We start from the raw sequence: 25,849 nt of genomic DNA, 5'->3' as shown, positions 1-25,849 counted from the left end.
TTACCACTCACTCTCTTTGGATTTTAGTTCTTGTAAGCCTTTTAAAAGTGTTGTAGGTGCGGGATGCATAAAATTATCTGCATCAAGATAAACTATCGGAAGGTTTTTTTGAGTTTCGAGAACATAACACGTTGTTGCTTTTGAGTAAGGGACAAAACCGAAAATAAAATCGATTTTCTCTTTTTGTATAAATTCATTGAGTTCATCAAGTTTAAAATGTTTCACGTTTTTAGCATTGTCGGGAATAATAAATCCTGCCTTTGAGAAAAGATCTCCAAGATATGTATTTTGTCCGTATGAATAGATCTCTTTTGAACATGCCGAGAGTAAAAGCACTCTCTTGTTTTTTGAATCGATTTGTTGACTTAGTTGTTTGTACTCATTTTTAAAGGACTCAATTTTCTCTTTATTCAAATGAAGTGTATTTGCAATCGTATAAAGATTGTTTTCTATCTCTTGCATTGAATTAAAACCGTGAAGTGTGACAGCATATGTTCCTTTTGGAGTTATTTCCTGAAGCATCTTTGGTTTTGTCCAGTCCGATGTAAAAAGAAAATCGGGACGGAGTTTTTCAAGTGCAAGTTTATCGGGATCTATTACTTTACCTGTACGAGGCAGATTCTTCTCAACTAAATCATCATAGACACTTGCTCCGATAACACATTTTTTAAGATCAAAGAACTCTAAAGTATGTGTGATATATGGGCTTTGAGAGACAATATGTTTGCCATCACAAGCTGCAAAATCCTGAAGTATATTTTTAAAATCATTCATAAAATATACAAGGCGGTTGCTCGGAATTCCTGCATATTTTTTATCTATTATATAGATCGAATTTGTTCTTGATGCATTTATTGGGAGCTCATGCCAAGGGTTGATGAGATCATCTCGTGTAAGATGTTTCTCCTTCATAGAATGAGCTAAAAGGATTATGATATCCGGGTTGGTTGCTATGATGTTTTCGGCATTTAGAACAGGCTGCCCTTTACGTGAGCTTTGCAGGGCATTGGTATTGCCACTTGCATTAATGATGTCATCAAAATAGAGGTTTTGTCCCGCTACAAAGACACGTGAAGCGAGAGATGTATTATGTCCTATAACAAATAACACTTTTTTGTTAGTCGTTATATTTTTTAGGCTCTGCAGGGTACCCTCTATATCTAGAATAAGTTCATGCGCTTTTTGTTCCTGATGTAATATAGTTCCAATTTCAAGGATCGAGTGTTTAATGTTTTGAAGTGTGTCTATTTTTACGATCTTGGTAGCAATGTCGAGTTGTTGCAATTTTTGGCTGAGTTTATAATTGTTTTGCTGCATAATTACAAGTGTTGGATGCAAAGCTACGATTTTTTCAAGTGAAGGGGAAAAATACCCTCCAACTTTTTCTACATGTTTTGAAGCTTCAGGATAAGTGCAGTATTCAGTATTCCCAACAATCTGATTAGCACCTCCTAAAGAAAAAATGATTTCGTTAATTGAAGGAGAAAGGGCAATAATACGCTCTGTTGCACTTACATTCAGTACAAATAAAACAAGGAAAAGTAGTGTTTTTTTGCCCATCATCTCTTCTTAATAGTTATAGTTTAAACCGACATAATAGCTTCTCGATGGAGTCGCATAGCCGTCAATTACTTGGTACTTTTTATCTAACATATTATCGATTTTCATATATGTTGTAAAGTTTTTGCCAATCTCATAGTTTGTTACAAAGTTTACAAGTGCATAATAACCTGTTTGTACCCCTTTACGATCGTCTTTATCAAAACGTGAACCAATGTATTCCCCATTAATTCCAAGTTGCCATTTTTGTGTCGGATAGTAAGTAAAAGCATATTTGATAGTGTCTTGCGGTCTGCGAGCGAGAAATTCGTTAGCATCATTTCTTGCATCTAAATATGTATAACTCAGATCTACTAAAAGTGTATCACTCACAAAATTTTTATAACCAAACTCATAGCCTTTGAATCTTGATTTACCTTCAATATTATTGTATCTCGAGATCGTAAAATCGTAGTCAATCATATCTTTTACAGTATTATAAAAATATGTCGCTTTCAATCCGGCGTATTCCAGACTCACATCATATGAACGTGTGTCTTCCGGTGTAAGAGCCGTGTTGCCATAGTATGAATAAAGCTGATAGAGAGTCGGAACATTATAAGCTGTGCCGAAGTTTGTTGCAAATGAGAAAGACTTTAAAGCTTTAGAGTTGTATCTAAATCCAAGTTTCCCCGTAGTTTTATTGTCGAATTTATCGTATTGATCGCGTCTAAGCGCTTCAACAAAAATGAGTTCTTCACCCCAAATGTTCAGAGTGTTTGAGTTTGTAATAGACCCTGCTTTGTTAGTATATTTTTCATTGATACTGTTTTCATGCGTAAACTTTTTGTAGTCAGCTACAAGGAGTGTAAAATCTTTTGTTCTATAAGGGATTTTTGAACTCACTCCATACTCTTTTACATCACCGTTGTACAGTGAAACTGATGTAGCCGTAATATATTCTCTTTGAAATTTTGAAGATTTTGCATAGAGATTAAATTCATTAAAACTGTCTATATGATTATAATTTATTTGAGTAAAGCTATCTTGCGTATTTTCTTCACCGTATTTATTTGCTTCAACTGTTTTATTTGAATCATACGGATCGTATTGACTGTTTGCATGAATAAATCTATATGAGAGATCAACTTTATCTGTCGGAGTTATTGAAAAACCGAATTTTAGATCGGTTGTAATGTTTTTGTATCCATCGTTTTCAAAATCTTCTACATTTGCACCTGCTGGTACTTTTGTACTAAAACCGTCAGTTTTGAGAAGTTGTGAGGAAGCTTTGACATAAAAATTATCTGTTTTATAAGAAAGTAGAGCAGCGTACTTTCGTGTGTTGTAACTTCCAAGTTCTAGACTTGCTGCAGTGTGTAAACCTTTTTTTGCAGACTTTGTGATGATGTTGATAACACCGGCACTTGCATCAGCTCCCCATATACCAGATTGCGCTCCTTTGATCACTTCGATACGTTCAATATCAGAGATCATCAAGTTGCCAAAAGGTGCACCGCTAAGACCTGTTAAGTCGTTAAAACGGATACCGTCAATAAGTACAAGGACTCTTTTTGAATCAAATCCGCGAACAAAAACAGATGTAGTCTTTCCCAGACCTCCATTATTTGTAAAGCTGATACCGCTTAACGAGTTTAATGCTTCGGTAACAGTTGTAAAGCGTTTTTCTTTTATCTCTTCGGCTGTAATAACTTGTGTATTTGCCGTTACATCATGAAGTTTTTGTTCAGTTTTTGTAGCACTGGTAACAGTAATAGTATCCAGTTGTAAATCTTGAGCACTGAGCTGAGTAGATAGTGCAGCCAATAGTAATAATTGCAGTTTTTTTTGCATAATAATCCTTAAAAATTAAAAAATAGTTTGTTTGTTGTGTTAGTTAAGAGGATTATGATGCAGGTGGAGAAGCAATTTGCACACGGAGCGGTTTACCGCTAAGTGTACAAACAGAAGAAACAAGTGCAATGATTTTTAGCTGTGATATATATGCTTGAATCGCTGCTAGTGTAAAATAGTTTCTACCAAAACCCTTAGGTATATACATGCCTCTCCTTTATAATTTTCCGAATTATAACGAAAATCTTCGGTAAAATACATTTATGAAATTATCGCACTTAAAACAGATCGTAGAGTATCTTAAACAATTTAAAAAAATATCAGCTATACATCGTGTGAATGACACAATTATCAAAGTTGTTTTTGACAGAGATGATACGATCTATTTTAATATGACACGCTCAAACTCCAGTATTTTCAAGTGCCATGAATATCCACGTTCTAAAGTTTATAATGCTCCATTTGACGTAATTCTTGCTAAACGGTTTAACCGCTCAAATGTGTTAGGTGTGGAGCTTTTGAACGGAGATAAGATTATCCGTGTCAAAACGGCGATTGCTTCTGCTTATAAAGAGGAGCTCACTTATTTACAACTCGAGTTTACGGGAAAATATACAAATATTATCGTGTTAGATGAAAATAACATTGTTTTAGAAGCCCTGCGCCATATTGACCTGTTTTCCTCGTTTCGTGAAGTAAGGGTAGGGCAAAAACTTGTCGATGTCCCACCTCCGCCATTTGAAGCAAAAGAGTATCAAATAGAAGATGTTGAAAGTTTTTTATATGAAGTCTTTGAAAAAGAGCAAAATCAAAAACTGGCATCTTTAAAAAAACAAAAGATCTCTATTTTAGAAAAAAAACTCAAAAAACTTGAAAAACTGTATGGCAAGTTGGACTCACAGGAGTTGCTGCAAATTCAGGCACAAGAGTATGAACATCTTGGGAATTTAGTACTTGCTAATGCGCAAAAGATTAAGCCGTACAGTCAAAAGCTTGAACTCGAAGACTATGACGGGAGTTTAAAGCAGGTAAGTTTAGAGAAACAATATCCGAATGCTTTTATGATCAGTGAATCGTTTTTTAGCAAAAGTAAAAAAGCAAAACAAAGGGCAAAACATTTACATATAGAGGAAGAGTCCCTTAGAAGTAAAATTGAGCATACAAAACTTTTTATAAACACAGTACAAGAAGCAAAAGATACGGCGAAGATAGAACTGCTTTTCCCTAAGCAGATTCAGAACAAAAAGATCAAAAAAGATGAATCAATTGAGACATTTTGGATAGAAGGATACAAAGTTCAGCTCGGTAAGAATGAAAAAGGGAATGTAAAACTTTTAGAGAGTGCCAAAGCAAGGGATGTTTGGCTTCATTTAAAAGACCGTCCTTCAACACATGTTATAATAACTACAGATAAACAAAATCTGCCTGAAAGAATTATAGAGTCGGCTGCACGTTTGTGTGTAGATTTTTCTACTACTTCAAAAGATCGATTTTTGGTCGATTATACACCACGTAGAGAAGTGAGCATCCAAAACGGTGCAAATGTTTTATACAATAAATACAAAACTATCGAGATAGATACAAGATAGGAGAGGAAGAAATATGGCTGTTGGACCAATTGGAAATGCAATTTTTGTCAATCAAATGACACCGGCAGCTACTTCCGTACAAAATGCGCATAATAATCGTGTAGATTTTCAAAATATGGTTGCACAGGCACAAGTACAAGAGAAAGAAAACGAAGTACTTGAAGTACGTCCTACAGAAGAGAATCAAGCAGTTGATCCGGACCGTGAACATACAAAAGAAGATGCCGATCAAAAAAATAGAAGAAACAAAAAGCGACAGCTCGCTGAAGAAGAAAGTGAGGAAGGACCTCCAATGCCTCCTCTTCATAAACTAGATATTAAAGTCTAACCCTAAAAATAAAAATCCTGCTCCTCTTTTGGTACAAGCTTTTTGATATCATAAAGAAGTGTTTCTTCTTTTTTTAACTTTTTCCAATTGATCTTTTTAAAACTGTCATGAGCAAGTGTGACAATAATAATGTCATACTGTTTTTCATCTGGAATATCATCGAGAAGATCTACATTATAAGATTTTTTTGTCAACTGTTTATCGGCATAAGGATCAACTACGTCTACAATGGCATTGTTTTCTTTAAGAAGCTTATAGACTACAGCACTCTTTGAATTACGTATGTCGTTGGTATTCTCTTTGTAGGCAATGCCAAGAAGCAATACCATCTTGCCTGCCAGAGATTGTTGACGTTTTGTAAGAACAGCTTTAATCTCATTAATGATGCGCAGGGGTACTTTCTCGTTAGTGTCACGGGCTTGTTCGACAATAGGCATTGAGATATGCTCATTTTCAGCATTGAGAAGTATATAGTATGGATCGACACCTATACAGTGCCCTCCTACAAGTCCAGGAAAATATTTATGAAAGTTCCATTTTGTAGATGCAGCTTCTATCACATCATGTGTAGCGATACCAAGTTTAGCATAAAGAGCAGAGAGCTCATTCATAAGTGCAATATTGACATCTCTTTGAATGTTTTCCATCAGTTTTGAAGCTTCAGCTACTTTCATGGAGGGTGCTTGATAAATACCGGCTTTAATAATTGTTCCATATAGCGATACTAAGGTCTGTTTTGTTTGTTCCGTAGAACCCGAGACAATCTTGACAACATTTTCCAAAGTATTTTTTTTGTCTGTCGGATTGATTCTTTCAGGAGAGTAACCGCAAAAGAACTCTTCATTGTAAATTAAATGACTCTCTTTTTCTAAAATCGGTACACATAACTCTTCTGTACAGCCTATAAACACAGTACTTTCATAAACTACTATATCACCTTTTTTTAAAACAGAAGCCACTGTTGAAGTAGCACTGATAATAGGTGTAAGATCTGGCTTTAATGTGTCATCGACAGGAGTTGGAACAGTTATAATATAAATATTTGCAGAGTTAACAGTTTGAATATCAGAGATGACTTTTAACTGAGAACTTTTGAGTTCTTCTGCTGTAAAGTTTTGAGTCCTGTCATAACCGTTTTGAAGTTCTTCAGCATGTTCTTTTGAATGTGTGTACACAGTTGTATCAAAATGCTTACTAAAAGCAAATGCCAAAGGGATACCGACATAACCGGCCCCTATGACACATATTTTTTTGTTATTCACAATTACCCCTAAAATCTTCTTGTGATATAGAGTCCGGCTGAATATATAGTGTACTGAGTATCATAATATCTGGCACTGTAATCTACCCCTGCATTAACTTTGAACATCCAGTCTCTATAACGTCCGAAGACACCTTCTAAATGTGCACCTCCACCAAATACAAATTTACTCATACTATTGTCTTTAAACACTCCAAGGTTGACAGCAAGATTAACACTATCATCATCATTTATTTTCCAAGTTGTATAACTTGTAACATAATAAGACTCTATCCATTTCGGTGCATAATACCCTAGATCATAAAATTCACTCTCTTTGGCATAACCTTCAAGATTAGCACTTAATCCAAGATCAAAGTTCCAGTACTGGCGACGTAAAACAGCCCATGTAGGTGAAAGACTGACATTCCAACTACGATTGTTATAGTAATCATCAGAAAGTATGCTGTATCCTCCAGAAAGGTCTACATACATACTTGTCGTCGGTTCTGCATAAAGAGTTGCCTGAATGCTGTCTGCTAAAGTACCACGTCCTATCGTTTTAGGTGTAGCTGTATAGTAGTGATGGTCATAAGCGAGACTCAATCTCATCTCATCAATAGGGGTATATGAGAGACTTGCTCCGTAAACTCCTGTTGTATGTGTTGCCGCGTTAGCTACCCCCGCAGAAAAATCACCTGTAAGGTCAGGAGAGAATCTATGACTTACTCCGGCACGCAAACTGTTTTGTTTTGCGTGAAGAGAGCCATTGTCTTGAGCATATATTGCTGGAGAAGAGTTGCTTAAAGATACATAGTCTGTATGTCCGAGTGCATAAACACTTGTTAGTGGTGAAATGAAATATCTCCCCTCTAATTCTCCAGCGATAGTAGTAATATGATCGGTGTCATAAGAGTATGCAACACCTGCACCTACATAGTGACGAAGGTCTGTAGTTATAAACTTTCTTAGGAACTTGCTGTCTGCAGAATCAGGTGCAAGCTTTTCTGTTTTCTCAAGGCTCTCCAGAGATTCGAGGATCTGACCATCTTTATATAAAGCGACAGTATTTGTAAAGTTAGTATTATAGTTATTTTGATCTTTAGCTAATTGAGCGTTTAAAATCGGGAAAGCTTTAGTTGGACGATTTGCCCAAGTTAAGATATCCGCTTTAGTTTGTAAGTATACTTCATCTTCCCCAAAAGTTTTTTTGTAAGACTCAAGTATTTCAAATGCACATGCATAGGCACCTTTCCATGATTCTACCTGGGCATACTCGATTTTAGCCTCTTTGTTTTCAGGATGTTTTTCTGTGTACAGTTTGTAGTATATAGTGGCATCATCAAGATGATTTGCCCATACAGCAGTTTGTGCAAGAGCTAACAAGCGTTCATCATTATCAGGATCAAGTTCATATGCCCGTAATGCACTGTCATAAGCGATATTCATTTTGTCTGCCGAACCTGCAGTTTCGAGTCTTTTTACCAGGTAACGGAGGTTTTTCGGTTTTAGCTCAACCGATCTATTGATCGCTTCAAGCGCTTTATCGTGTTGCCCGAGGGCAGTATATTTATTACATAGTTCAAACTTTTGTTCAGCTTCATCAGGTTGCAGTTTTGCCATAAATAGATCTTCAGGTCGCGTTGGATCTGGGATAACAGAGACACCTTTACTTTTTGGATCTATTGCAGGGTGTACACCGTATATACTGACTCTTGGAAGGTTTAGAAAATCAGCATCACTACTTTGTAAAATACCCCCTTCAGCTGCTACAGCTGTCAAAAATCCATATTTTTCTAAAAGAGTATGAAGCTCTTTTTTAGCTGCTCCATCCCCAAAAGGGTATGAAAACGATGTAACATCCGTATTTGTATTCGCTACAATCGCCAGTTTTGAAGAGAGTAGTTGGTATGTTGCATTAGCATCATCTACTTGACTCATATAAGGGTGGGCTTTTGTATGTGATCCAAATACAATACCATAATCAGCCATCTCTTTGACCTCTGGCCAAACTAAATATTCTGTTAGGGAGTTTTCACCTGTCTCACCCAGTTTAGTCGCATCGTCTCCCTTTGCATTGTCAATTCTCTCCGCTTCAGAATCTCCTATAGCTTCTGTAATGAGATATACCTCTGCAATATATTTATGTTTTTTCAAAATAGGAAAAACATCCGTATAAAGATTTTTACATCCGTCGTCAAATGTGATTACTATCGGTTTTTCCGGAAGTTTTGTACCATAGTTTTGATGATTGTAAACATCTTTCATTGAAACAGATGTGTAGTTGTTGTCATCAAGTGTTTGCATCTGTGCATCAAATTCGTCTGTCGCTATCCAGTAATCATTCTGAGGTACTGCATCTACACAGTGATAGAGCAATATAGGAACTTCAACATTAGCTTGTGTTTGTGTTTGAGCGACGGGCTTTTTAGCCTTTTTTAGAGATTTATATCCTACTTCAAGTGTTTTATTTGCACCGTTTATATCTCCAAACAGTTCTTGAATATCTGCAAGTTCAAGTCTTGCACGAAGATTGTCAGGATTGTTTTTTAAATAGTTTTTATAAAAAGCAAGAGCTTTCTCACGTTCACCAAGCCAGTCATAAGAACGTGAAAGAAGCAGACGTGCTTCTTTGTTCTTAGGTTCCATTTTTACAAGTTTTTCAAGGCTTTTTACAGCTTCAGCAAATTTTTTGTTCCAGTTGGCAATTTTGGCATGTGCCATAAGGTACTTTGGATTGTTACCATCTAGTTGTAATGCAGACTCCATAGCGTTGAGTGCTTCTGCCGGTTTGTTTTGTACTGCATAGACTTCTGAGAGCTTTTTATACAGTAATGCATTTTTAGGATCTACAGTGATCGCTTTGTTTAGAGTTTGAGCTGCTTTATCAAGTTTGTTTTGGCTTGAATAGATATCGGCAAGACGAAGATAAAGATCAGTACGCTCAGGAGATGTTTGTACAATTTTTTCATAAATATTGATCGCATCATTCCATCTACCTTCCATTTCAGCCTTAAGCCCATTTTCCGGTACAGCAGCATTCAGTACGGCACCTAAAACGAATATACTGGATAATTTTACAAGAGTTCTCATTTTCTCCATCCTTTCTTTTTCGTAAACCAAATATCTTTGGCAAATATAATCATGGTTGCAAAGTCAAATAAAATCGTAGTGTATCTGATCGGAGTGACTAAGATACCTTTGAAGAAGTATTCTAATCTTTTTCCTTTATTGATATACATTAAAATTGAGATGGAAATCAACGATTCAAAAACCAGAGTTAAACCTAAAGCTTCCCATAAACCTAAAGCAATCATAACAAAAAGTGTACTTGGAAAGAGTGTTTTTTCAAGTAAAGAGACAAAAATAACCCAGCCCATTGGTCGTCCATACTGAGTAGTAACGTCATCACCGAATTGTTGACGATATGCTTCTTGAACTTTACGTCGTTTTCGAATCTCATCTCCATAAAGTTTCTCTGTTTTTCTGTGATGAAGATAACTTTTGAATGATTTTAAAGGGCTTCTTACTAAGTCATCAAAATAGTAACAACTTTGATAAAAAGAGGATGACCACATATAGATTTCATGAGGAATATCTTCTATCTCTGGTTCTTGCGATCGGGCAAAAACATCCGTTAGTTGGATGTTGCGATAACCATGCTTTAACAGAGCAAATCCTATGAAAATGTCTTCTGAGTTTGTTAAATCATCACCGAATATCGGTTCATATTGATCAAAAAGTTCTTGTACATATTGACGACGGTAGGCTACTGCACAACCGACTGGGTTGGTAATTGAACCAAAATAGACCATTTGACCATGATATATAAATTGTTGCAGATACATATAAAGTACTTCACGGTAAATATTACTTGACTTTCTTGCAAGTATATGCAACCAATCTTGTTTTAGAAGCAGATTGACTTCAGGATTGTTTTGTAGGAACTTTTGAACTTTTGGCTCTTGGATCATCGCTTTTCTATTTTTGTCTTTTGTAGGTACAATCGTTCCACATGCTGAAGCAATTCCAACACCTTGATAAAGTTCTTGAACAGTTCTTTCAATATAGTTTTCAGATTCAAGTATGGTATCTGCATCTAAGATAAATTCAACATCAGAGAGGAATTCACGGGCTTGACGTTTTATGGTAGGTGTTTTTCCTATTGGATGGTCCCGTTTAATTATGAGAATGTCTATATCATTTTCTTTACAAAATGCTTCTGCATAAGCGACTGTATTATCCGTACTGCCATCATCAATAAGGATAATATTGTTTGGTTTTATGGTTTGATTGAGAACAGAGTCAAGACATAATACAATGTTTTTCTCTTCATTGAGAGCAGGTATGACAACACTAATAGTTGCATCTTGCCAGTTTTCAGCTGGTGTAGGGACTGTTTCATCCGGACCGTGAAGTAAACCTAGTACACTTAAAACCAGGTTTGGACTTACTACAAAATATGAGGCTGCTGCCATAATTAATCCTTTGTCTTTTGAAGTTGATTTTGAATAAGAAATGATATTGTTTCTTTTAGACTCCATTCAGGAGTATAACCTGTAAGCCTGTGTAGCTTTGAAAGTTCCGGTTTACGATGATATATCTCTTCAAAATCTACACCGTAAGCATCATCGTAAGAAGTGTATGTGATTTCCGAATCACTATTTGCAAGCTCTTTAACCATGCGGGCAAGTGAGCCGATTGTGATCTCCTGTGGTGCTCCTACATTCACAGTTTCCCCCTTTGAACTATAATTGTCAGCAAGTCTTTGCAGTATGTTTACACAATCACGAACATCCATAAAAGCTCTTACTTGTGTACCGTCACCGTATACGGTAATAGGATCATCGTTAAGTGCTTGTTTGATAAAACGAGGAACAACCATACCGTATTTACCGGTTTGGTTAGGACCTATGACATTAAAAAATCTAACGACCGTAATATCCATATCATACTCTCTTGCATATGAAAGAGCAAACGCTTCATCAGCTATTTTACTTACTGCATAATTCCAGCGTGTATTGTGACCGGGACTAATAAGCAGTTCCATCTCTTCATGCAGCGGTTTGTCATCAGGACGATTACCGTAAACTTCTGATGTAGAAGCGATAATGAGTTTTGTATCCCACGAACTTTTATGTAAAGCACGTAGAAGACGTTCACAACCGGCAATATTGGTTGCCAACGTAGCAATTGGTTCTTTTAAAACTCTAAAAACACCTACTACTGCTGCCATGTGGTAGATGCGATCTGCCCAACTTACGGCTTTGTCTAACTCATCCCATTCTAGAAGGTTGGCTTCAGTAAAAATAAAACGGGAACTTTCCATTAAGGAGCTTATATTTTTTAGCCGTCCAGTAGAGAGATTGTCTACAACGTGCACTTTATCACCTTTCTCAAGATGATATGCTGCCAAATTTGAACCTATAAAACCGGCACCGCCAGTTATTAAAACATGCATCCAAGCTCCTATTGCAGAAAATAAACATTGAAAAAAAACAACTAATGTTAAAAAACAATTTTTATCTCTTCTTCATAGTATAGGACTGCTTAGCTTAAAATTTTATTTTAAAATAGATAATTAAACTCTTATAAGGTATAATCTTCTTTTAGACAAATATAGGAAATTGTATGAGTATATTTAAAGAGCATAGTGAACGTATAGTAACGGGGTTGGCACTTTTAGCGGTAGTATTAATCATAGGTTTTATAGATAACTTTTTTTTAATGTGGTTAGCACTTGGCGGAGTATATATTTTAGCATTTAATGAAGCTGTTAAACTTTTCGGTGTAGAAAAAGACGGGCTTTTAATATATGCAATCGGTATATGGTTGGTAGCAGGTGTATATCCTTACGGTGATGATCTTTTTGTTTTAGCCGGTGTTGCTTATGCGTCTGCTGTAGCGTATAACAAAGAGCTTCCTTGGAATGATTTTCTCCCTTTTGTATATCCGACGGCAGGTATGCTTTTTATTCTTACAATGTACCAAGAGTACGGAGTGGTTTCACTCTTGTGGCTTTTAGCGATCGTAGCACTTACTGATATCGGTGCATATGCGGTAGGTAAAAGTATAGGAAAAACTCCATTTTCTCCAACATCTCCAAAGAAGACGATGGAAGGTGTTGTCGGCGGTGTAACTGTTGCAACTTTCGGTGGTCTTTTCTTTGGTTTAAGTATTGTTGATTTTACCGTTGCATTTTTTATCTCTTTCTTTGTAGCTGTGGTGTCTGTATTTGGAGATCTGTTTGAATCTTCTTTAAAAAGAGCTGCGGGAGTGAAAGACAGTGGTAGTATTTTACCTGGGCACGGCGGTATTCTAGACAGAATTGACGGCTATTTGTTTGGTGCTATCATAATGTTAATACTTCTTCGCGGACTTGTATAATAGATGATTCTTTTAGGCTCAACAGGCTCCATAGGAGTCAATGCCCTTATTGTCGCAAAAAAATTCGGCATAGAGGTTGAGGTTCTCGTTTGCGGGAACAATATAAAACTGCTCAATGAGCAGATCAAAGAATACAATCCAAAAGTAGTTGTCGTCGCTAATCAAAATGATGTAAAAGATGTCCAGCATCCAAATGTTTTATGTGGTGAAGATGCAATTTTAGACGTTATTACAGAAGCAAAAAGTGACCTAGTTGTGAATGCCCTTGTGGGTTTCTTAGGATTGCGCCCTACACTCAAAGCTCTAGAGTGTAAGAAAAGAGTAGCACTGGCAAATAAAGAATCTTTAGTTGCAGGTGGGGCTTTTATAGATACTTCAAAAATTCAACCTATAGACAGTGAACATTTCGGACTCTGGTATCTGTTGCAAGACCGTCCGATCAATAAAATGACAATCACTGCAAGTGGTGGGGCCTTCCGTGACTGGGTAATTGAAGATATTCACAATGCAACATTAGAAGATACGCAAAAACATCCAAACTGGTCAATGGGACAGAAGATTACGATTGATAGTGCAACAATGGTCAATAAGATGTTTGAACTTTTAGAAGCAAGATGGCTTTTTGGTGAAGGTGAATATGATGCAATTATTGAGACAAAATCACTTATTCATGCACTCATTGATTATAAAGATGGCTCAACTACTGCGCATTTTGCACACGCTTCCATGCAACTACCGATTGCCTATGCACTAAATGCCAAGTGTGAAGAAAAGATTTTAGAACACGTAAACTTATTGGAAGTAGGGACTTTAGAGTTTCGTAAAATTACACCTGAGCGTTACCCGGTTTGGGAGATTAAAGAAGATCTTCTTAAAAACCCTGAACTTGGTGTCGTAGTTAATGCAGCCAATGAAGCGGCAATTAGCAGATTTATCTCTAAAGAGATAGGTTTTATGGATATAAGCAAAAATATTATTCAGGCGTATGAGCATTTTAGGGAAAAACCGAAAAATATAGAAGATGTTTTTGCTTTAGATAAGCAAGTAAGAGCATTTGTTTGTAAATAGGGAAAGTAATGATTTTAAGTATAGAAAGTTCATGTGACGATAGTGCAATAGCGATAACTGAGATAGAAACTAAAAAACTTGTTTTTCATAAAAAAATTTCTCAAGAGGTAGAACACAGTATATACGGTGGTGTAGTACCTGAACTTGCAGCCCGTCTTCATGCTGAAGCTCTTCCTAAAATTCTTGAACAAGTAAAACCTTACTATAAAGATCTTAAAGCCGTAGCAGTAACATCTTCCCCTGGACTTGCTGTAACACTTGTTGAAGGTGTAACTATGGCAAAGGCTATAGCTATAGCATTAAATCTTCCGATAATCGGTGTCAACCATCTTATAGGGCATATTTACTCTTTATTTATTGAGAAAGAAACAGTTTTTCCTTTAACTGTCCTACTAGTTTCAGGCGGACATACACAGGTGATGGAAGTTAAAAGTCTTCATGAAATAACAACTGTTGCAAAATCTATGGATGACAGTTTTGGTGAGAGCTTTGATAAAGTTGCCAAGATGATGGGGCTCGGATATCCAGGTGGGCCGCTGATCCAAAAATTGGCACAAGACGGTGACAGGTTGAAATACAACTTTACTGTACCGCTACATCAATCACCGCAGATCGCATTTAGTTATTCTGGGCTGAAAAATGCCGTTCGTCTTGCTGTAGAAGAAGCAGGAGATAATAAAGAACTTTATAGAGATATAGCTGCATCGTTTGAGCATATTGCAACAAAGCATATTACGATGAAGCTCAAAAAATATTTTAAATCACACCCTCCTAAAAGGCTGGCAATTGTCGGAGGAGCGAGTGCGAATTTATATCTCCGCGGACAAATTCAGGAGATCCTAAAACCTTATGGTGCAGAATTATTACTTAGTGAATTACAATATTGTTCAGATAATGCAGCGATGATAGGCAGAGTAGCTGTAGAATTATTTCAAGAAAGAAGTTTTATCAAGATTGCAGACTTGGACATATTACCAAAGAGCAGTTTATGATAAAGTTTTTATTACAAAACAAATATATATTTCTGACTACATTTATTTTGTTTTGTTGTGTGGAAGTGGCGATTTACTTTTCCGTAAATTATATGAAAGAGTTGGATACAAAGAACTTTTTACAACATAAAACAAAAGAACTAAACATACAGGTTGAAACAGGAAAACATTATCTTAATCTTCTTGCGGAAGTGTTACATACTAATGTTTTAAATAATTCGATCAACGCAGACATTATGTATGAAGCTTCCAATACAAACGATTTAAAAAAACAAGCACAACTCAGAGCTAAACTCTATCAAACATATATAAAAGAGTATGAGTATATGAAAACACTTGGAGTACGACAACTTCACTTTCATCTTCCTGGTGTTGTTAGTTTTTTACGATTTCATAAACCGGAAAAATTTGGGGATTCACTTGCAAGTGTTAGAGAGTCTATTATGTATGTAAATCAATATAAAAAACCTATAGAGTGTTTTGAAGAGGGACGTATCTTTAACGGTTTTAGACATGTTTATCCAATATTTAAAGATAATAAGTTTGTTGGTACTGTAGAGATTTCATACTCTTTTAGAGCATTTTTAGAACATATGTTGGAAATTAACACGAAGGCTTCTTATCTTTTTATGATAAATAACCATGTTATTGATACCAAGGTTTTTAAAGATGAAAAAAATCATTATATGAAAACGGTTTTTGGACAATACAGTATAGATAAAACTATTTTGAGCAATAGTATGGGAATACCATTGGATGATATTCTGGCAATTAACAAAAAAATATCTTCGGTTGTGTCTGAAAAATTAAAAACTGAGGACAACTTTGCAGTAAATACTTTTTTAGACAGTGCTCCCAATAAAAATTTGATTGTAACGTTTTTGGCTGTGCGAAATTTTGAAAAGAAAAAAGTTGCTTACATAGTTGGATACAATTACAACACTACATTGGATTTGTTACAAAAAAGAAATGCACAAGTTTTTGTACTATTAAGTATATTGAACTTTATGGTAATGTTATTATTTTTTACCCTTTTTCGAAAAGAGACCAAAAAAGTAGAAATAGCTTCTCAAGAGGCTATAAAAGATCCTCTTACAGGTATCTTGAACAGACGTGGTTTTGATAATTTATTATGTTATAAAATGTCTGTATCACGAAGATATAACTCAGCGTTAAGTGTTATTTTCTTTGATATAGATGACTTTAAAAAAATTAATGATAGTTTTGGTCATGATATAGGTGATATAGTTTTACAAGAGTTAAGTGGACTAATAAGGGCACATATACGTGAAAGTGATGTTTTTGCCAGATGGGGTGGGGAGGAGTTTATTATCCTTTTACCTAAAACATCTGTAAAAGATGCAGAGACATTAGCTGGAAAATTAAAGCATGAGGTTAATCAGTACAACTTTAATACAGTCAATGTTTTAACCTGTAGTTTTGGAGTAACTCAATTGCAAGATCATGAAACAGCAGAACAGTTGATAAAACGTGTAGACGAATTACTATATATAGCTAAAACAACAGGAAAAAATAAAATAGTAAGTGATACCTAAAGAAGCACAAAACTTAAATAAAACTTACGCTATACCATTTTATTTTTAAATAAGAGTAGAATTATCCTAATTGAAATATACTTCTCATGTGAAACGTAAAAAACGTGAAATTTTAAAAACTAAGGAGCCAAAAAATGGCAACTACAAAATTTAAAGGTACAGACGTAGAATTATTAGGTAATCAAGTAAATGTTGGAGATAAAGCTCCAGAAATCACAGTAGTAAACTCTGATGGTTTAGGTGATGTTGTAGTAGGTGGTGCACAAGGTACTAAACAACTTATCATTGTTGTTCCTTCACTAGATACTGGTGTATGTGCTACTGAAACTCGTAACTTCAATGCTAAAGCAGCTTCTTTAGAAGGTGTTAAAACTACTGTTGTTTCTATGGACCTTCCATTCGCTGCTGGAAGATTCTGTTCAGCTGAAGGTATTTGTAACTTAACTGTTGCTTCTGACTTCAGAAATAAAGATTTTGCTAACGCTTACGGAGTACTTTTAGGTGGTTCTGTTTTAGCAGGTGTAACTTGTCGTGCTATCTTCGTTGTTGATGAAAACGGTGTTGTAACTTACAAAGAAATCGTTCCAGAAATTACTGAAGAACCAAACTACGATGCAGCTTTAGAAGCAGCACAAAAATAATTTTTCTTTCTTAAATAAAGAAACTCTCTCCTATTTTGGGGTCTTTATGACCCCAACCGCTTTATTTTCCTTATTTTAAATATTTGCTATAATAAAATATATATTTCAAAGGAGTATTATGAAAAAAATCATAGCTACTTTAACAGCTCTTTCAGCATTGGCAGTTGTAACAAATGCAGATTTTACAAGAATAGAAATGGGTGTTGGTGCATGGCAAAATAAACCAACAGGGACAATTAAATACACTAATGGTATTTTAACTGGTACATACACGAGTAATGAAACAAAAAAAACATCAGCATATGCATGGATGCTTATTAAACATCCTATGCCTGTTATACCAAATTTAAGGTTAGAATATACTAGCGTAGAGGACAAAGGGACTCTAAGCGGAACGTTTAAAGACTTTACTGCTGGTAGTTTAACAACTGGTTCATATAAGTTGAATCAGTATGATGTTATCCCTTACTATAACATTTTAGATAACACAGGTTGGGTAACACTAGATATTGGTTTAGATATTAAAGTTCTAGATGTAACCTTTGAAGCAAATGGAGTAAATGTAAATACTGTCCCTGGAATCAGTAACTATAAAGACACGGCTTTATTACCTGTACCGATGGGATATGCAAGAGCTCGTGTTGAGATTCCATCAACTGATATAGGATTAGAATCAGATATAAAATATATCACCTATAAAGGTTCTACTTTATCAGATTTTAGAGTAAAAATTGATTATACATTTGATATCTCTCCGGTCGTACAGCCTGCGATAGAATTAGGATATAGAAAACAAAGTTATGTCATTGAAACAGATGATGAGAAAACAAAAGCAGATTTAAAATTTTCCGGGGTTTATGGCGGTTTAATGCTACGTTTTTAATATTTTAGAGTATCTTTTTCCCAAGATACTCTTGATCTAGAATAATAATCTCACACTCTAGATTTATAGCAAATTCTTTTTTTACAAGTTTTTGTGCTTCTTTGATAAGGCTAATTGCATCTTCAAATTTACCTTCACCGTAATTTACCAAGAAATTTGCATGTTCTTCGCTAAAAGCCATATCTCCTATACGTTTTCCTTTAAGTCCTACAGCTTCGATTAATCTACCCGCATAATCACCTTGAGGATTTTTAAAACAACTCCCTGCCGATGGTGTTGATGGTTGGTTAGAACGCATTTTTTTAAACATAGAAACTTTATTTTCATCAAATCCATATTCCAGTTTAAAAGTTGCTTCTAAAATTGGTTCAGAAATATTTGTATATCTGTAGCCAAATTCTATTTCATCTTTTTGTTTGCTACCATTTGGTGTAGTGATATTTATAAGCTGGTTAAAGATCTCATATTCTTTTAGTCCTGCATTCATATAAACTAAACCGCCTAGTTTTCCAGGCAGATGACTTACAAACTCAAAGTTTGCAATATTATGTTTTTTACAAAATGATGCAATTTTTCCTGATGGAGTCGCTCCCCCGATTTTAAGCTGATTGTTTTCTATTTTGATATAATCGAAATCTTTTGAGAGCATCATAAGTGGAGGTGGATTATGACCAATAAGGGTATTGTTGCATGAGCCTATAAGATAAAAGTTTTTGTACTGAGTATCTCCTTTTTCAAAGAGAGCTACATCAAAAGTATCACCGATTTTAAAAGAGGAGTAGTTTTTAAAGTTTATAGATTTATATTTCATTACTCAATAAAATCTGGAATCATATTGAAAACCTGCAGAGAAAAGTCCCGCATCTCATTAATCATCCAAGGCATGGTTAAAACAATGATAATAACAACGCCTAAAATTTTTGGAATAAACGAAAGAGTCATCTCATTAATCTGTGTAGTAGCTTGAAAAATAGAAACGATTAGACCTAGAAGCATACCTACAAGTAACGCAGGAAGTGCGAGAATAAGTGCAATTTTAAACGTCTCAACGCCAAGGGCGATCAGTTTTGCTTCCATTATGAGTACCTTAACTCTTTATATTCCGTAGGGATGAGATAATCTTCTACTTTTACAAGTGTATCATAAAAACCGTGTTTGTAACCTATTTCAAAAAGTTTATCTATCGCTTTGTATTGAATAGGACTTAAACTGACACTTTCATCATTGGCATAAAGTTCAAGGTACTTATCAAGAGTTGGAGCGTCGATACGTACTAAGTTACGTTCTAAAAGCATCTCTGAGAGTCTCTCTTTATGTTTACGTGCGACATCAACGGCTTTTGTTAGTGTTGATTCATACTCTATTGCCTTTGTAAGAGGAATAGAACGGCGAATTGCCATACCACCGAGAGGAAGCGGCAGACCACCACCTGAAAGTTCCTGCCATATATCCCACATTTCACGTTCAACTTCTAATTGGTCATCATATGTAAGAATTGATTCGTGGATAAGTACACCTGCATCAACTTTACCGTCAAGTACAGCTTGTTCAATATCTAAAAAATTCATATAAGTAATGCGAGCATCAGGATAAGCTATGCGAAATAACATAGCATTGGTTGTGTGTTTGCCACTCAGTGCTACTTTAAAATTACGTTTGAGATTTGTCCCTTTTTTCTTAATAATTTTAGGACCGTAACCCTCACCGAAACTTACCGCTGTTCTAAGAGGAGCATATTCTTTAGCTATTAAAGGGTAGAGTGCAAAACTTATAGCTACAATATCATAAACACCATTGAGTGCATCTTCATTAAGTGTTTGTATATCTTTTGCAATATTATCAAAATGAGTATCTTTCATATCTACCCAGCCAAACTTGATGGCATAGTACATAAAGATATCGTCGGCGTCAGGTGAGTGTGCTATAAGTGTTTTTTTCATGAAAAATATTTTAGCCCAATCAGACTAAAAAAGCACTTACACTGTAACTATTTTGTACAATAGATCTTAGCTCTTTTTTTATAGGATTCTAAAGTAGTTCTAGCGTAAGAATCATCACGCATCTTTTTTTCATAAGTTTTTATTTTATTCTGAAAAACTTTACATAAAGCCGGATCATATTTTGAATGTGACTCTGAAGCTGTTACGTTGATTGATACTATAGCGAGTACTACAACTACAAATAATTGTTTCATAAAAACCCCTTCGTGATGAAAATATTTACCAATAATACATCAAATAAAATGATAAGTCAAATTAATAATAATTATCATAAAAAATATTATTTTAAAAATATGACAATTTGCCATATTAATAGTAATACAAAAAAAGTTTTACTATAATTTCCCAAATTTCAAATAAGTGAGCATAAATCATGGATGCAAACAAACAAAAATCACTCGACTTAGCAATTAAACAAATAGATAAAGCATTTGGTAAAGGTGCTTTAATGCGTTTAGGGGATAAAGAGATAGAACCTATTCAGGCGATCTCTACAGGTTCATTGGGACTTGACCTTGCACTTGGTATAGGCGGAGTACCGCAAGGAAGAGTTATTGAAGTATATGGTCCAGAGAGTTCTGGTAAAACAACACTGGCACTTCAAATTACTGCAGAGTGTCAAAAAAACGGTGGTGTTTGCGCATTTATTGATGCAGAACATGCTTTAGATGTTGTATATGCAAAAAATCTAGGTGTAGATATTGATAATCTTTTAGTCTCTCAACCTGATTACGGTGAACAAGCTTTAGATATTGTTGAAACGATAGCACGTAGTGGGGCGGTTGATTTAATCGTAATCGACTCTGTTGCTGCACTTACACCGAAAGTTGAGCTTGAAGGTGAAATGAACGATCAGCAAGTTGGTGTGCAAGCTCGTTTAATGTCAAAAGCACTGAGAAAACTGACAGGTGTTTTAAATAAAATGAACTGTACTGTTATTTTCATTAACCAAATCCGTATGAAAATCGGTATGATGGGATATGGAACACCTGAAACAACTACAGGTGGAAATGCTTTAAAATTCTATGCATCGGTAAGAATTGATGTTCGTCGTATCGCATCACTCAAACAGGGTGAAGCACAAATCGGTAACCGCGTAAAAGCAAAAGTAATTAAAAATAAAGTAGCACCTCCGTTTAGACAAGCTGAGTTTGACATTATGTTCGGTGAAGGGATCTCTAAAGAGGGTGAACTCTGTGATTACGGTGTGAAACTAGACATAATTGACAAAAGCGGTGCATGGTTTAGCTACGGTGAAACAAAACTTGGACAAGGTCGTGAAAATGTGAAGCTAAAGTTCAAAGAGGAACCAGAACTTGCACGTGAAATCGAAGAAAAAATCAAAGTTGCAATGGGTATCAGCTCTCTTATGACTATGGATACCTCAGAGATAGCTGAAGCTACAGAGGATGATCTGTAGGCATAAACTAAGATTTAAACAAATTTTGCTAAAATTGCACTAATAATTTATAAAAAGGCAGATAAATGTTCATAGATGACGTAAGTGCAATCGAAGTAATGGATTCTCGTGGTAATCCAACTGTAAAAGCTACAGTTAGACTAAGCGATGGTACAGTTGAGAGTGCAATTGTACCAAGTGGAGCAAGTACTGGTAAGCGTGAAGCATTAGAGCTTCGTGATGGTGGCGATAGATATATGGGTAAAGGTGTTTTACAAGCAGTTGAAAACGTAAATTCTCAAATATCAGACGCTTTAATCGGTATGAGTCCATTTAATCAAGCAATTATTGATGCTACAATGAAAGAGCTTGATGGAACTGATAACTATTCAAATTTAGGTGCAAATGCAGTCCTCGGTGTTTCAATGGCTGTTGCTCGCGCTGCTGCAACAAGTTTAAATATCCCTCTTTACCGTTATTTAGGTGGTGCTAATGCTATGGTTATGCCTGTACCGATGCTTAACATTATTAACGGTGGAAGCCATGCTGACAATTCAGTAGATTTCCAAGAATATATGATTATGCCGGTTGGTTTTAATGACTTTGCAGAATCATTAAGAGCATCTGCTGAAGTATATCATAACCTCAAAAAGATTTTAAAAGATAAAAACCACAATACTGCACTTGGTGATGAAGGTGGTTTCGCACCGGATTTAAGTTCGAATGAAGAACCTATTCAAGTTATCATGGAAGCAATTGAAAAAGCTGGATACAAAGCCGGAGAGCAAATTGCAATTGCATTAGATGTTGCTTCAAGTGAACTTGTAGTTGAGGGTGGATACAGACTAGAATCTGAAAACAGAACTGTTACTTCAGAAGAATTAGTATCTTATTATGAAGATTTATGTGCTAAATACCCAATCGTTTCTATAGAAGACGGTCTAAGTGAAGATGACTGGGACGGTTGGAAAATTCTTACTGACAGACTTGGTGATAAGGTTCAGTTAGTAGGTGATGATCTTTTCGTTACAAATGCAAATATCTTAGCAGAAGGTATCCAAAAAGGTATTGGTAATGCTATTTTAATTAAACCAAATCAAATTGGTTCTGTAAGTGAAACTATGCTTACTGTACGTTTAGCACAAAGAAACGGGTATAAATGTGTAATGTCTCATCGTTCTGGTGAGAGTGAAGATGCATTTATTGCTGATTTTGCTGTTGCACTAAACTGTGGTGAGATTAAAACAGGTTCAACTGCACGTGGTGAAAGAACTGCAAAATACAACCGTCTTCTTGAGATAGAAAACGAAGTTTTTTATGGTGAGTATTTAGGTTCTACACTTTTTAACTAAGAGTTATGATGCAGCAAGAAGAACTTTTTGAGGAGATCGATACTCAGCAGAATATTGTTCAAAAATATCTCGGCCTTTCTCTAAAAAAGTTCTTTTTACTTGTTTTTATAGTTATAACCTTTGGTGTCTACTTAGGTATTATCCTCTATGGTACAAATTCCGTAGAGGTACTACTAAATCTTCAAGATTATGAAACATATCTCCAAAATGAAGTCGTAAGACTAAAGTCTGAAAATGCTGAATTACAACGTGAATATTTTGAGCTTAAAGAGATCTCTGCACAGTAAAAGGGATTTGTGATATAATGTTTACAAAAAATAGGTTTTTATAATGGGTAGGCAGCTTTTTTTATTCTTATTTCTTTCTACAATACTTTTTTCAAGAGAAAATCCATTCTTTCCAATAGAAGCCGAAGATATACCATTAACAACAAATCAATATGAAGAAGATGTACCGTTAAAACGTGCTAGTATACAACTACCTTCAACTGCAAGAACTATTGAGAGTGTAACTGTCAGTTATAAAAATTTAGACGGTAGTATTGCACAAAAGACAATTGAACTGCAAAATAGTATTGATTGGCATTTACCTATATTTATTACACAAAATTATCAAGATGAGAAGAATGATAATAGTTCTCTAAAACAACCTACAAAACAAGTAGAAACTAAAAAAGTAAAAAAAATTTATAAAGAAATTGTGTCTCTGCCATTTATAAAATTTAACATATATAAAAATGAGATAAAAATAGATACTGAAGATAAAGTACTACGTACATTCTTGCTAGTTAATCCTCATAGAATAGTGTGTGATTTTAAGAGAGAGACTGATATAAGAAGTTATATAAAAAAAGTAAAAGATGAAGATGTAAGATCTATCAAAATTGGTACACATAAAGGCTATTATAGAGTAGTTATTGAGCTTGATGGCAGTTATAGATACAAAAAAGTCTCTACAAAAAGCGGCTATCTTTTTACTCTTTATTAAAATTAGGTAGGGTATGAAAAAATTCTTTTTAATTGTTACTTTGCTATATCTTGATGCACATGCAGATGCTTATATTAAAACCTCTAAAAATATAAGTGTTACAGAGAAAAAACAACGATTTTATGCCTTAGTTGTACCTATTATTGATAAAATATATAAAGAACGATATAACGAATATAAAAAAATCAGTACTGATTTAAATCGAAATAAAAATAACGAAAAAATAGAAGAATTAAAGCAATATTACAAAGTTAAGACAAATGAAGAACTGCTTATGGCTTTGAAACCACAACCTAAAAGTATCACGATAGCTCAGGCGGCTATGGAGAGTGCATGGGGCACATCCCGTTTTTTTCTTCTTGGGAACAATTTATTCGGAATGTGGAGTGTCAGTAAAAAGGAACAGCGGATTGCCGCTAAGGAAAAAAGAGATAACAACACCACGGTATGGGTAAAAAAATATAGTTCGTTAGAAGATTCAGTAAGAGGATACTATTTAACACTCGGGCGTGGAAAACGTTATCAAAATCTTCGAGAATTAAATTATTCAAGCAGTAATGTATTTGAAATAATTAAAGGATTGGATGGATACTCCGAACGTGGTGAGTCCTACGTAGATGAAATAAAGAGCATTATAAAATATAATAAGCTTATGAAATATGATAAAAAGTAACCCAACTAAGTTATAATTACATTAATGGAAGAGATAGAAAAATATTTACAAACACATGATGATGTAGAGATGCATCCCTCAGATATAGCAAAGCTTTTAAAAGAACTCAATGCAGAAGAGTTTAAGCGTGCCATAAAACTTGTTCCTAAAGATATTATCGGTGACGTTGCACTAGCACTTCCAGATAGATATTTCGAAGATGTAGTAGGCAACTTAAGTATTGATGAACTTTTACATGCAGTTAACGAACTAGAAACAGATGACCAGGTAGAATTCTTAGAAGAACTAGAAGATATAGATGAAGAGGTTGCTGCAGAGGTTTTCAAAAAGCTTGACGAAGAGAATAAAGAAGAGATTGAAACACTTCAAAGTTATGATGAAGATGAAGCCGGTGCATACATGCAGCTGGAAGTATTTACATCGTATGAAGATGAAGTTGTTCAAGATGTAATCAAAAGGTTTGCAAAACTTCGTAAAGAGCATGAACTTGAAAATGTTCAGAATCTTTTTGTAGTTGATAGAAGAAATAAACTTTTATATGCAGTCGGTTTGGATGATCTTTTAATTTTTAATTTTTCAAAAACAATCAAAGAAAATATTGAAGAGAGTGAAGAGACTTTTGAACCGAAAAAAGCTTTAGATACTGAAGATATTAAAGAAGTTGTACATTATTTTGAAGAGTATGACCTCTCTGTTATGCCTGTTGTCAACGGTGATGGAAAACTGTTAGGACGTATCACATCGGATGATATTTATGATATTATTAACGAACATGCAACAGAACAGATGTATAAACTTGCCGGTGTCGATGACGAAGCGGAAGAGGATGATGTGTTAGTGGCAGGGCAAAAGCGTGCTACATGGCTTGGAATAAATCTTGTAACAGCAATAATAGCTTCTTTAGTAATCGGTATGTTTGAGCAAACACTGCAAAGTTTGGTAGCACTTGCTGTTTTGATGCCGATAGTCGCATCTATGGGAGGCAATGCGGGAACACAAACGCTAACGGTTGTTGTACGTCAGTTAGCTTTGGGAGATATCTCTAACGGTGATGCTTTAAGGATATTAAAAAAAGAGATCTTTATTGCGCTTATGAACGGACTGGTTTTTGCTATAGTCATGGGACTTATAGCATGGCTGTGGTTCGATATAAGTATGTTAGGGCTTGTTATAGGGCTTAGTATGATCATAAACCTGTTAATGGCAGGTTTTTTTGGGGCCGTAGTGCCACTAGGACTTAAAGTGCTAAAAATTGATCCGGCGATCGGAAGTACGGTTATCTTGACCACTGTAACCGATGTAGTCGGCTTTTTTAGTTTTTTAGGCTTAGCAACATATATTTTATTATAAAGAGAGTAATC

25 protein-coding genes are annotated in these 25,849 nt (G+C 35.2%); 14 read left to right on the top strand and 11 right to left on the bottom strand.

Features of this window, described 5'->3' with window-relative positions; all coding sequences use genetic code 11:
* Genes P6N22_RS06940 through P6N22_RS06930 form a run of 3 tightly spaced genes read right to left on the bottom strand, consistent with a single transcriptional unit; the run spans window position 1 to window position 3,601 of the window.
* Window positions 1-1,563, bottom strand: a complete 1,563-nt coding sequence (locus tag P6N22_RS06940) for a helical backbone metal receptor (RefSeq protein WP_280331485.1) — start codon at window positions 1,561-1,563, stop codon at window positions 1-3.
* A 6-nt stretch (window positions 1,564-1,569) separates the two neighbouring features.
* On the bottom strand, window positions 1,570-3,393 hold the full coding sequence (locus tag P6N22_RS06935) for a TonB-dependent receptor (protein WP_280331483.1): 1,824 nt from the start codon (window positions 3,391-3,393) through the stop codon (window positions 1,570-1,572).
* 52 nt (window positions 3,394-3,445) lie between these two features.
* On the bottom strand, window positions 3,446-3,601 hold the full coding sequence (locus P6N22_RS06930; protein WP_280331481.1) for a hypothetical protein: 156 nt from the start codon (window positions 3,599-3,601) through the stop codon (window positions 3,446-3,448).
* 55 nt (window positions 3,602-3,656) lie between these two features.
* Here P6N22_RS06930 and P6N22_RS06925 point away from each other — a divergent pair, with 55 nt between their 5' ends.
* Together P6N22_RS06925 and P6N22_RS06920 are read left to right on the top strand one after the other, a co-directional pair.
* Window positions 3,657-4,982 (top strand): NFACT family protein, encoded by a 1,326-nt coding sequence (locus tag P6N22_RS06925; protein ID WP_280331479.1) that lies wholly within the window; start codon window positions 3,657-3,659, stop codon window positions 4,980-4,982.
* Between the two features lie 13 nt (window positions 4,983-4,995).
* A complete protein-coding gene (locus P6N22_RS06920) occupies window positions 4,996-5,310 on the top strand; it encodes a hypothetical protein (protein ID WP_280331478.1) in 315 nt (104 codons plus the stop codon).
* A 2-nt stretch (window positions 5,311-5,312) separates the two neighbouring features.
* Here P6N22_RS06920 and P6N22_RS06915 read toward each other — a convergent pair whose 3' ends face one another.
* Genes P6N22_RS06915 through P6N22_RS06900 form a run of 4 tightly spaced genes read right to left on the bottom strand, consistent with a single transcriptional unit; the run spans window position 5,313 to window position 12,011 of the window.
* The gene (locus P6N22_RS06915; RefSeq protein WP_280331476.1) at window positions 5,313-6,572 is read right to left on the bottom strand and encodes a nucleotide sugar dehydrogenase; all 1,260 of its coding nucleotides are present in this window, start codon (window positions 6,570-6,572) and stop codon (window positions 5,313-5,315) included.
* A gap of 8 nt (window positions 6,573-6,580) precedes the next feature.
* Window positions 6,581-9,643 carry a tetratricopeptide repeat protein gene (locus tag P6N22_RS06910; protein ID WP_280331475.1) on the bottom strand — a complete coding sequence of 1,021 codons (3,063 nt, stop codon included), beginning with the start codon at window positions 9,641-9,643 and terminating at the stop codon, window positions 6,581-6,583.
* Window positions 9,640-11,028 (bottom strand): glycosyltransferase family 2 protein, encoded by a 1,389-nt coding sequence (locus P6N22_RS06905; RefSeq protein WP_280331473.1) that lies wholly within the window; start codon window positions 11,026-11,028, stop codon window positions 9,640-9,642. The genes P6N22_RS06910 and P6N22_RS06905 overlap by 4 nt, the downstream gene beginning before the upstream one ends.
* 2 nt (window positions 11,029-11,030) lie before the next feature.
* Window positions 11,031-12,011, bottom strand: a complete 981-nt coding sequence (locus P6N22_RS06900) for an NAD-dependent epimerase/dehydratase family protein (protein ID WP_280331471.1) — start codon at window positions 12,009-12,011, stop codon at window positions 11,031-11,033.
* Between the two features lie 170 nt (window positions 12,012-12,181).
* On the opposite strand from P6N22_RS06900, the gene P6N22_RS06895 reads away from it, so the two are divergent.
* From P6N22_RS06895 to P6N22_RS06870, 6 genes are all read left to right on the top strand, one after another.
* Window positions 12,182-12,937 carry a phosphatidate cytidylyltransferase gene (locus P6N22_RS06895; protein ID WP_280331469.1) on the top strand — a complete coding sequence of 252 codons (756 nt, stop codon included), beginning with the start codon at window positions 12,182-12,184 and terminating at the stop codon, window positions 12,935-12,937.
* 3 nt (window positions 12,938-12,940) lie between these two features.
* On the top strand, window positions 12,941-14,005 hold the full coding sequence (gene dxr, locus P6N22_RS06890) for a 1-deoxy-D-xylulose-5-phosphate reductoisomerase (RefSeq protein WP_280331467.1): 1,065 nt from the start codon (window positions 12,941-12,943) through the stop codon (window positions 14,003-14,005).
* An 8-nt stretch (window positions 14,006-14,013) separates the two neighbouring features.
* Window positions 14,014-14,997, top strand: a complete 984-nt coding sequence (gene tsaD, locus P6N22_RS06885) for a tRNA (adenosine(37)-N6)-threonylcarbamoyltransferase complex transferase subunit TsaD (RefSeq protein ID WP_280331464.1) — start codon at window positions 14,014-14,016, stop codon at window positions 14,995-14,997.
* Window positions 14,994-16,553, top strand: a complete 1,560-nt coding sequence (locus P6N22_RS06880) for a diguanylate cyclase (RefSeq protein WP_280331462.1) — start codon at window positions 14,994-14,996, stop codon at window positions 16,551-16,553. The genes tsaD and P6N22_RS06880 overlap by 4 nt, the downstream gene beginning before the upstream one ends.
* Window positions 16,554-16,687: 134 nt before the next feature.
* A complete protein-coding gene (tpx, locus tag P6N22_RS06875; protein WP_280331460.1) occupies window positions 16,688-17,194 on the top strand; it encodes a thiol peroxidase in 507 nt (168 codons plus the stop codon).
* A gap of 118 nt (window positions 17,195-17,312) precedes the next feature.
* A complete protein-coding gene (locus tag P6N22_RS06870; RefSeq protein ID WP_280331458.1) occupies window positions 17,313-18,077 on the top strand; it encodes a TIGR04219 family outer membrane beta-barrel protein in 765 nt (254 codons plus the stop codon).
* Between the two features lie 4 nt (window positions 18,078-18,081).
* On the opposite strand, the gene P6N22_RS06865 is transcribed toward P6N22_RS06870, so the two are convergent.
* The 4 genes from P6N22_RS06865 to P6N22_RS06850 are packed head-to-tail and all read right to left on the bottom strand — an operon-like array spanning window position 18,082 to window position 20,271.
* Window positions 18,082-18,888: a UDP-N-acetylmuramate dehydrogenase gene (locus P6N22_RS06865; protein ID WP_280331456.1), complete on the bottom strand. Its 807-nt coding sequence runs from the start codon at window positions 18,886-18,888 to the stop codon at window positions 18,082-18,084.
* Window positions 18,888-19,154, bottom strand: coding sequence for a flagellar biosynthesis protein FliQ (gene fliQ / locus P6N22_RS06860; RefSeq protein WP_280331453.1), 267 nt, complete (start codon window positions 19,152-19,154; stop codon window positions 18,888-18,890). The genes P6N22_RS06865 and fliQ overlap by 1 nt, the downstream gene beginning before the upstream one ends.
* A complete protein-coding gene (locus P6N22_RS06855; RefSeq protein WP_280331451.1) occupies window positions 19,154-20,017 on the bottom strand; it encodes an MqnA/MqnD/SBP family protein in 864 nt (287 codons plus the stop codon). Before P6N22_RS06855 ends, fliQ begins: the two co-directional genes overlap by 1 nt.
* 47 nt (window positions 20,018-20,064) lie before the next feature.
* On the bottom strand, window positions 20,065-20,271 hold the full coding sequence (locus P6N22_RS06850; protein ID WP_280331450.1) for a hypothetical protein: 207 nt from the start codon (window positions 20,269-20,271) through the stop codon (window positions 20,065-20,067).
* A 179-nt stretch (window positions 20,272-20,450) separates the two neighbouring features.
* Between P6N22_RS06850 and recA the strand changes: the two genes are divergently transcribed.
* The 6 genes from recA (at window position 20,451) to mgtE (ending at window position 25,838) form a co-directional block, all read left to right on the top strand.
* A complete protein-coding gene (recA, locus tag P6N22_RS06845; RefSeq protein ID WP_280331448.1) occupies window positions 20,451-21,497 on the top strand; it encodes a recombinase RecA in 1,047 nt (348 codons plus the stop codon).
* 65 nt (window positions 21,498-21,562) lie between these two features.
* Window positions 21,563-22,828, top strand: a complete 1,266-nt coding sequence (gene eno, locus P6N22_RS06840; protein ID WP_280331446.1) for a phosphopyruvate hydratase — start codon at window positions 21,563-21,565, stop codon at window positions 22,826-22,828.
* A gap of 8 nt (window positions 22,829-22,836) precedes the next feature.
* On the top strand, window positions 22,837-23,115 hold the full coding sequence (locus P6N22_RS06835) for a hypothetical protein (protein WP_280331444.1): 279 nt from the start codon (window positions 22,837-22,839) through the stop codon (window positions 23,113-23,115).
* 43 nt (window positions 23,116-23,158) lie between these two features.
* Window positions 23,159-23,815 carry an AMIN domain-containing protein gene (locus tag P6N22_RS06830; RefSeq protein WP_280331443.1) on the top strand — a complete coding sequence of 219 codons (657 nt, stop codon included), beginning with the start codon at window positions 23,159-23,161 and terminating at the stop codon, window positions 23,813-23,815.
* 13 nt (window positions 23,816-23,828) lie between these two features.
* Window positions 23,829-24,488, top strand: a complete 660-nt coding sequence (locus P6N22_RS06825) for a glucosaminidase domain-containing protein (protein WP_280331440.1) — start codon at window positions 23,829-23,831, stop codon at window positions 24,486-24,488.
* A gap of 24 nt (window positions 24,489-24,512) precedes the next feature.
* Window positions 24,513-25,838, top strand: coding sequence for a magnesium transporter (mgtE, locus tag P6N22_RS06820; protein ID WP_280331438.1), 1,326 nt, complete (start codon window positions 24,513-24,515; stop codon window positions 25,836-25,838).
* The last annotated feature ends 11 nt before the right edge of the window (window positions 25,839-25,849 follow it).

Source organism: Sulfurimonas sp. C5 (assembly GCF_029872055.1).
In the GTDB taxonomy this organism is placed as follows: domain Bacteria; phylum Campylobacterota; class Campylobacteria; order Campylobacterales; family Sulfurimonadaceae; genus Sulfurimonas.
This window is presented reverse-complemented; position numbering and strand designations above follow the sequence as displayed.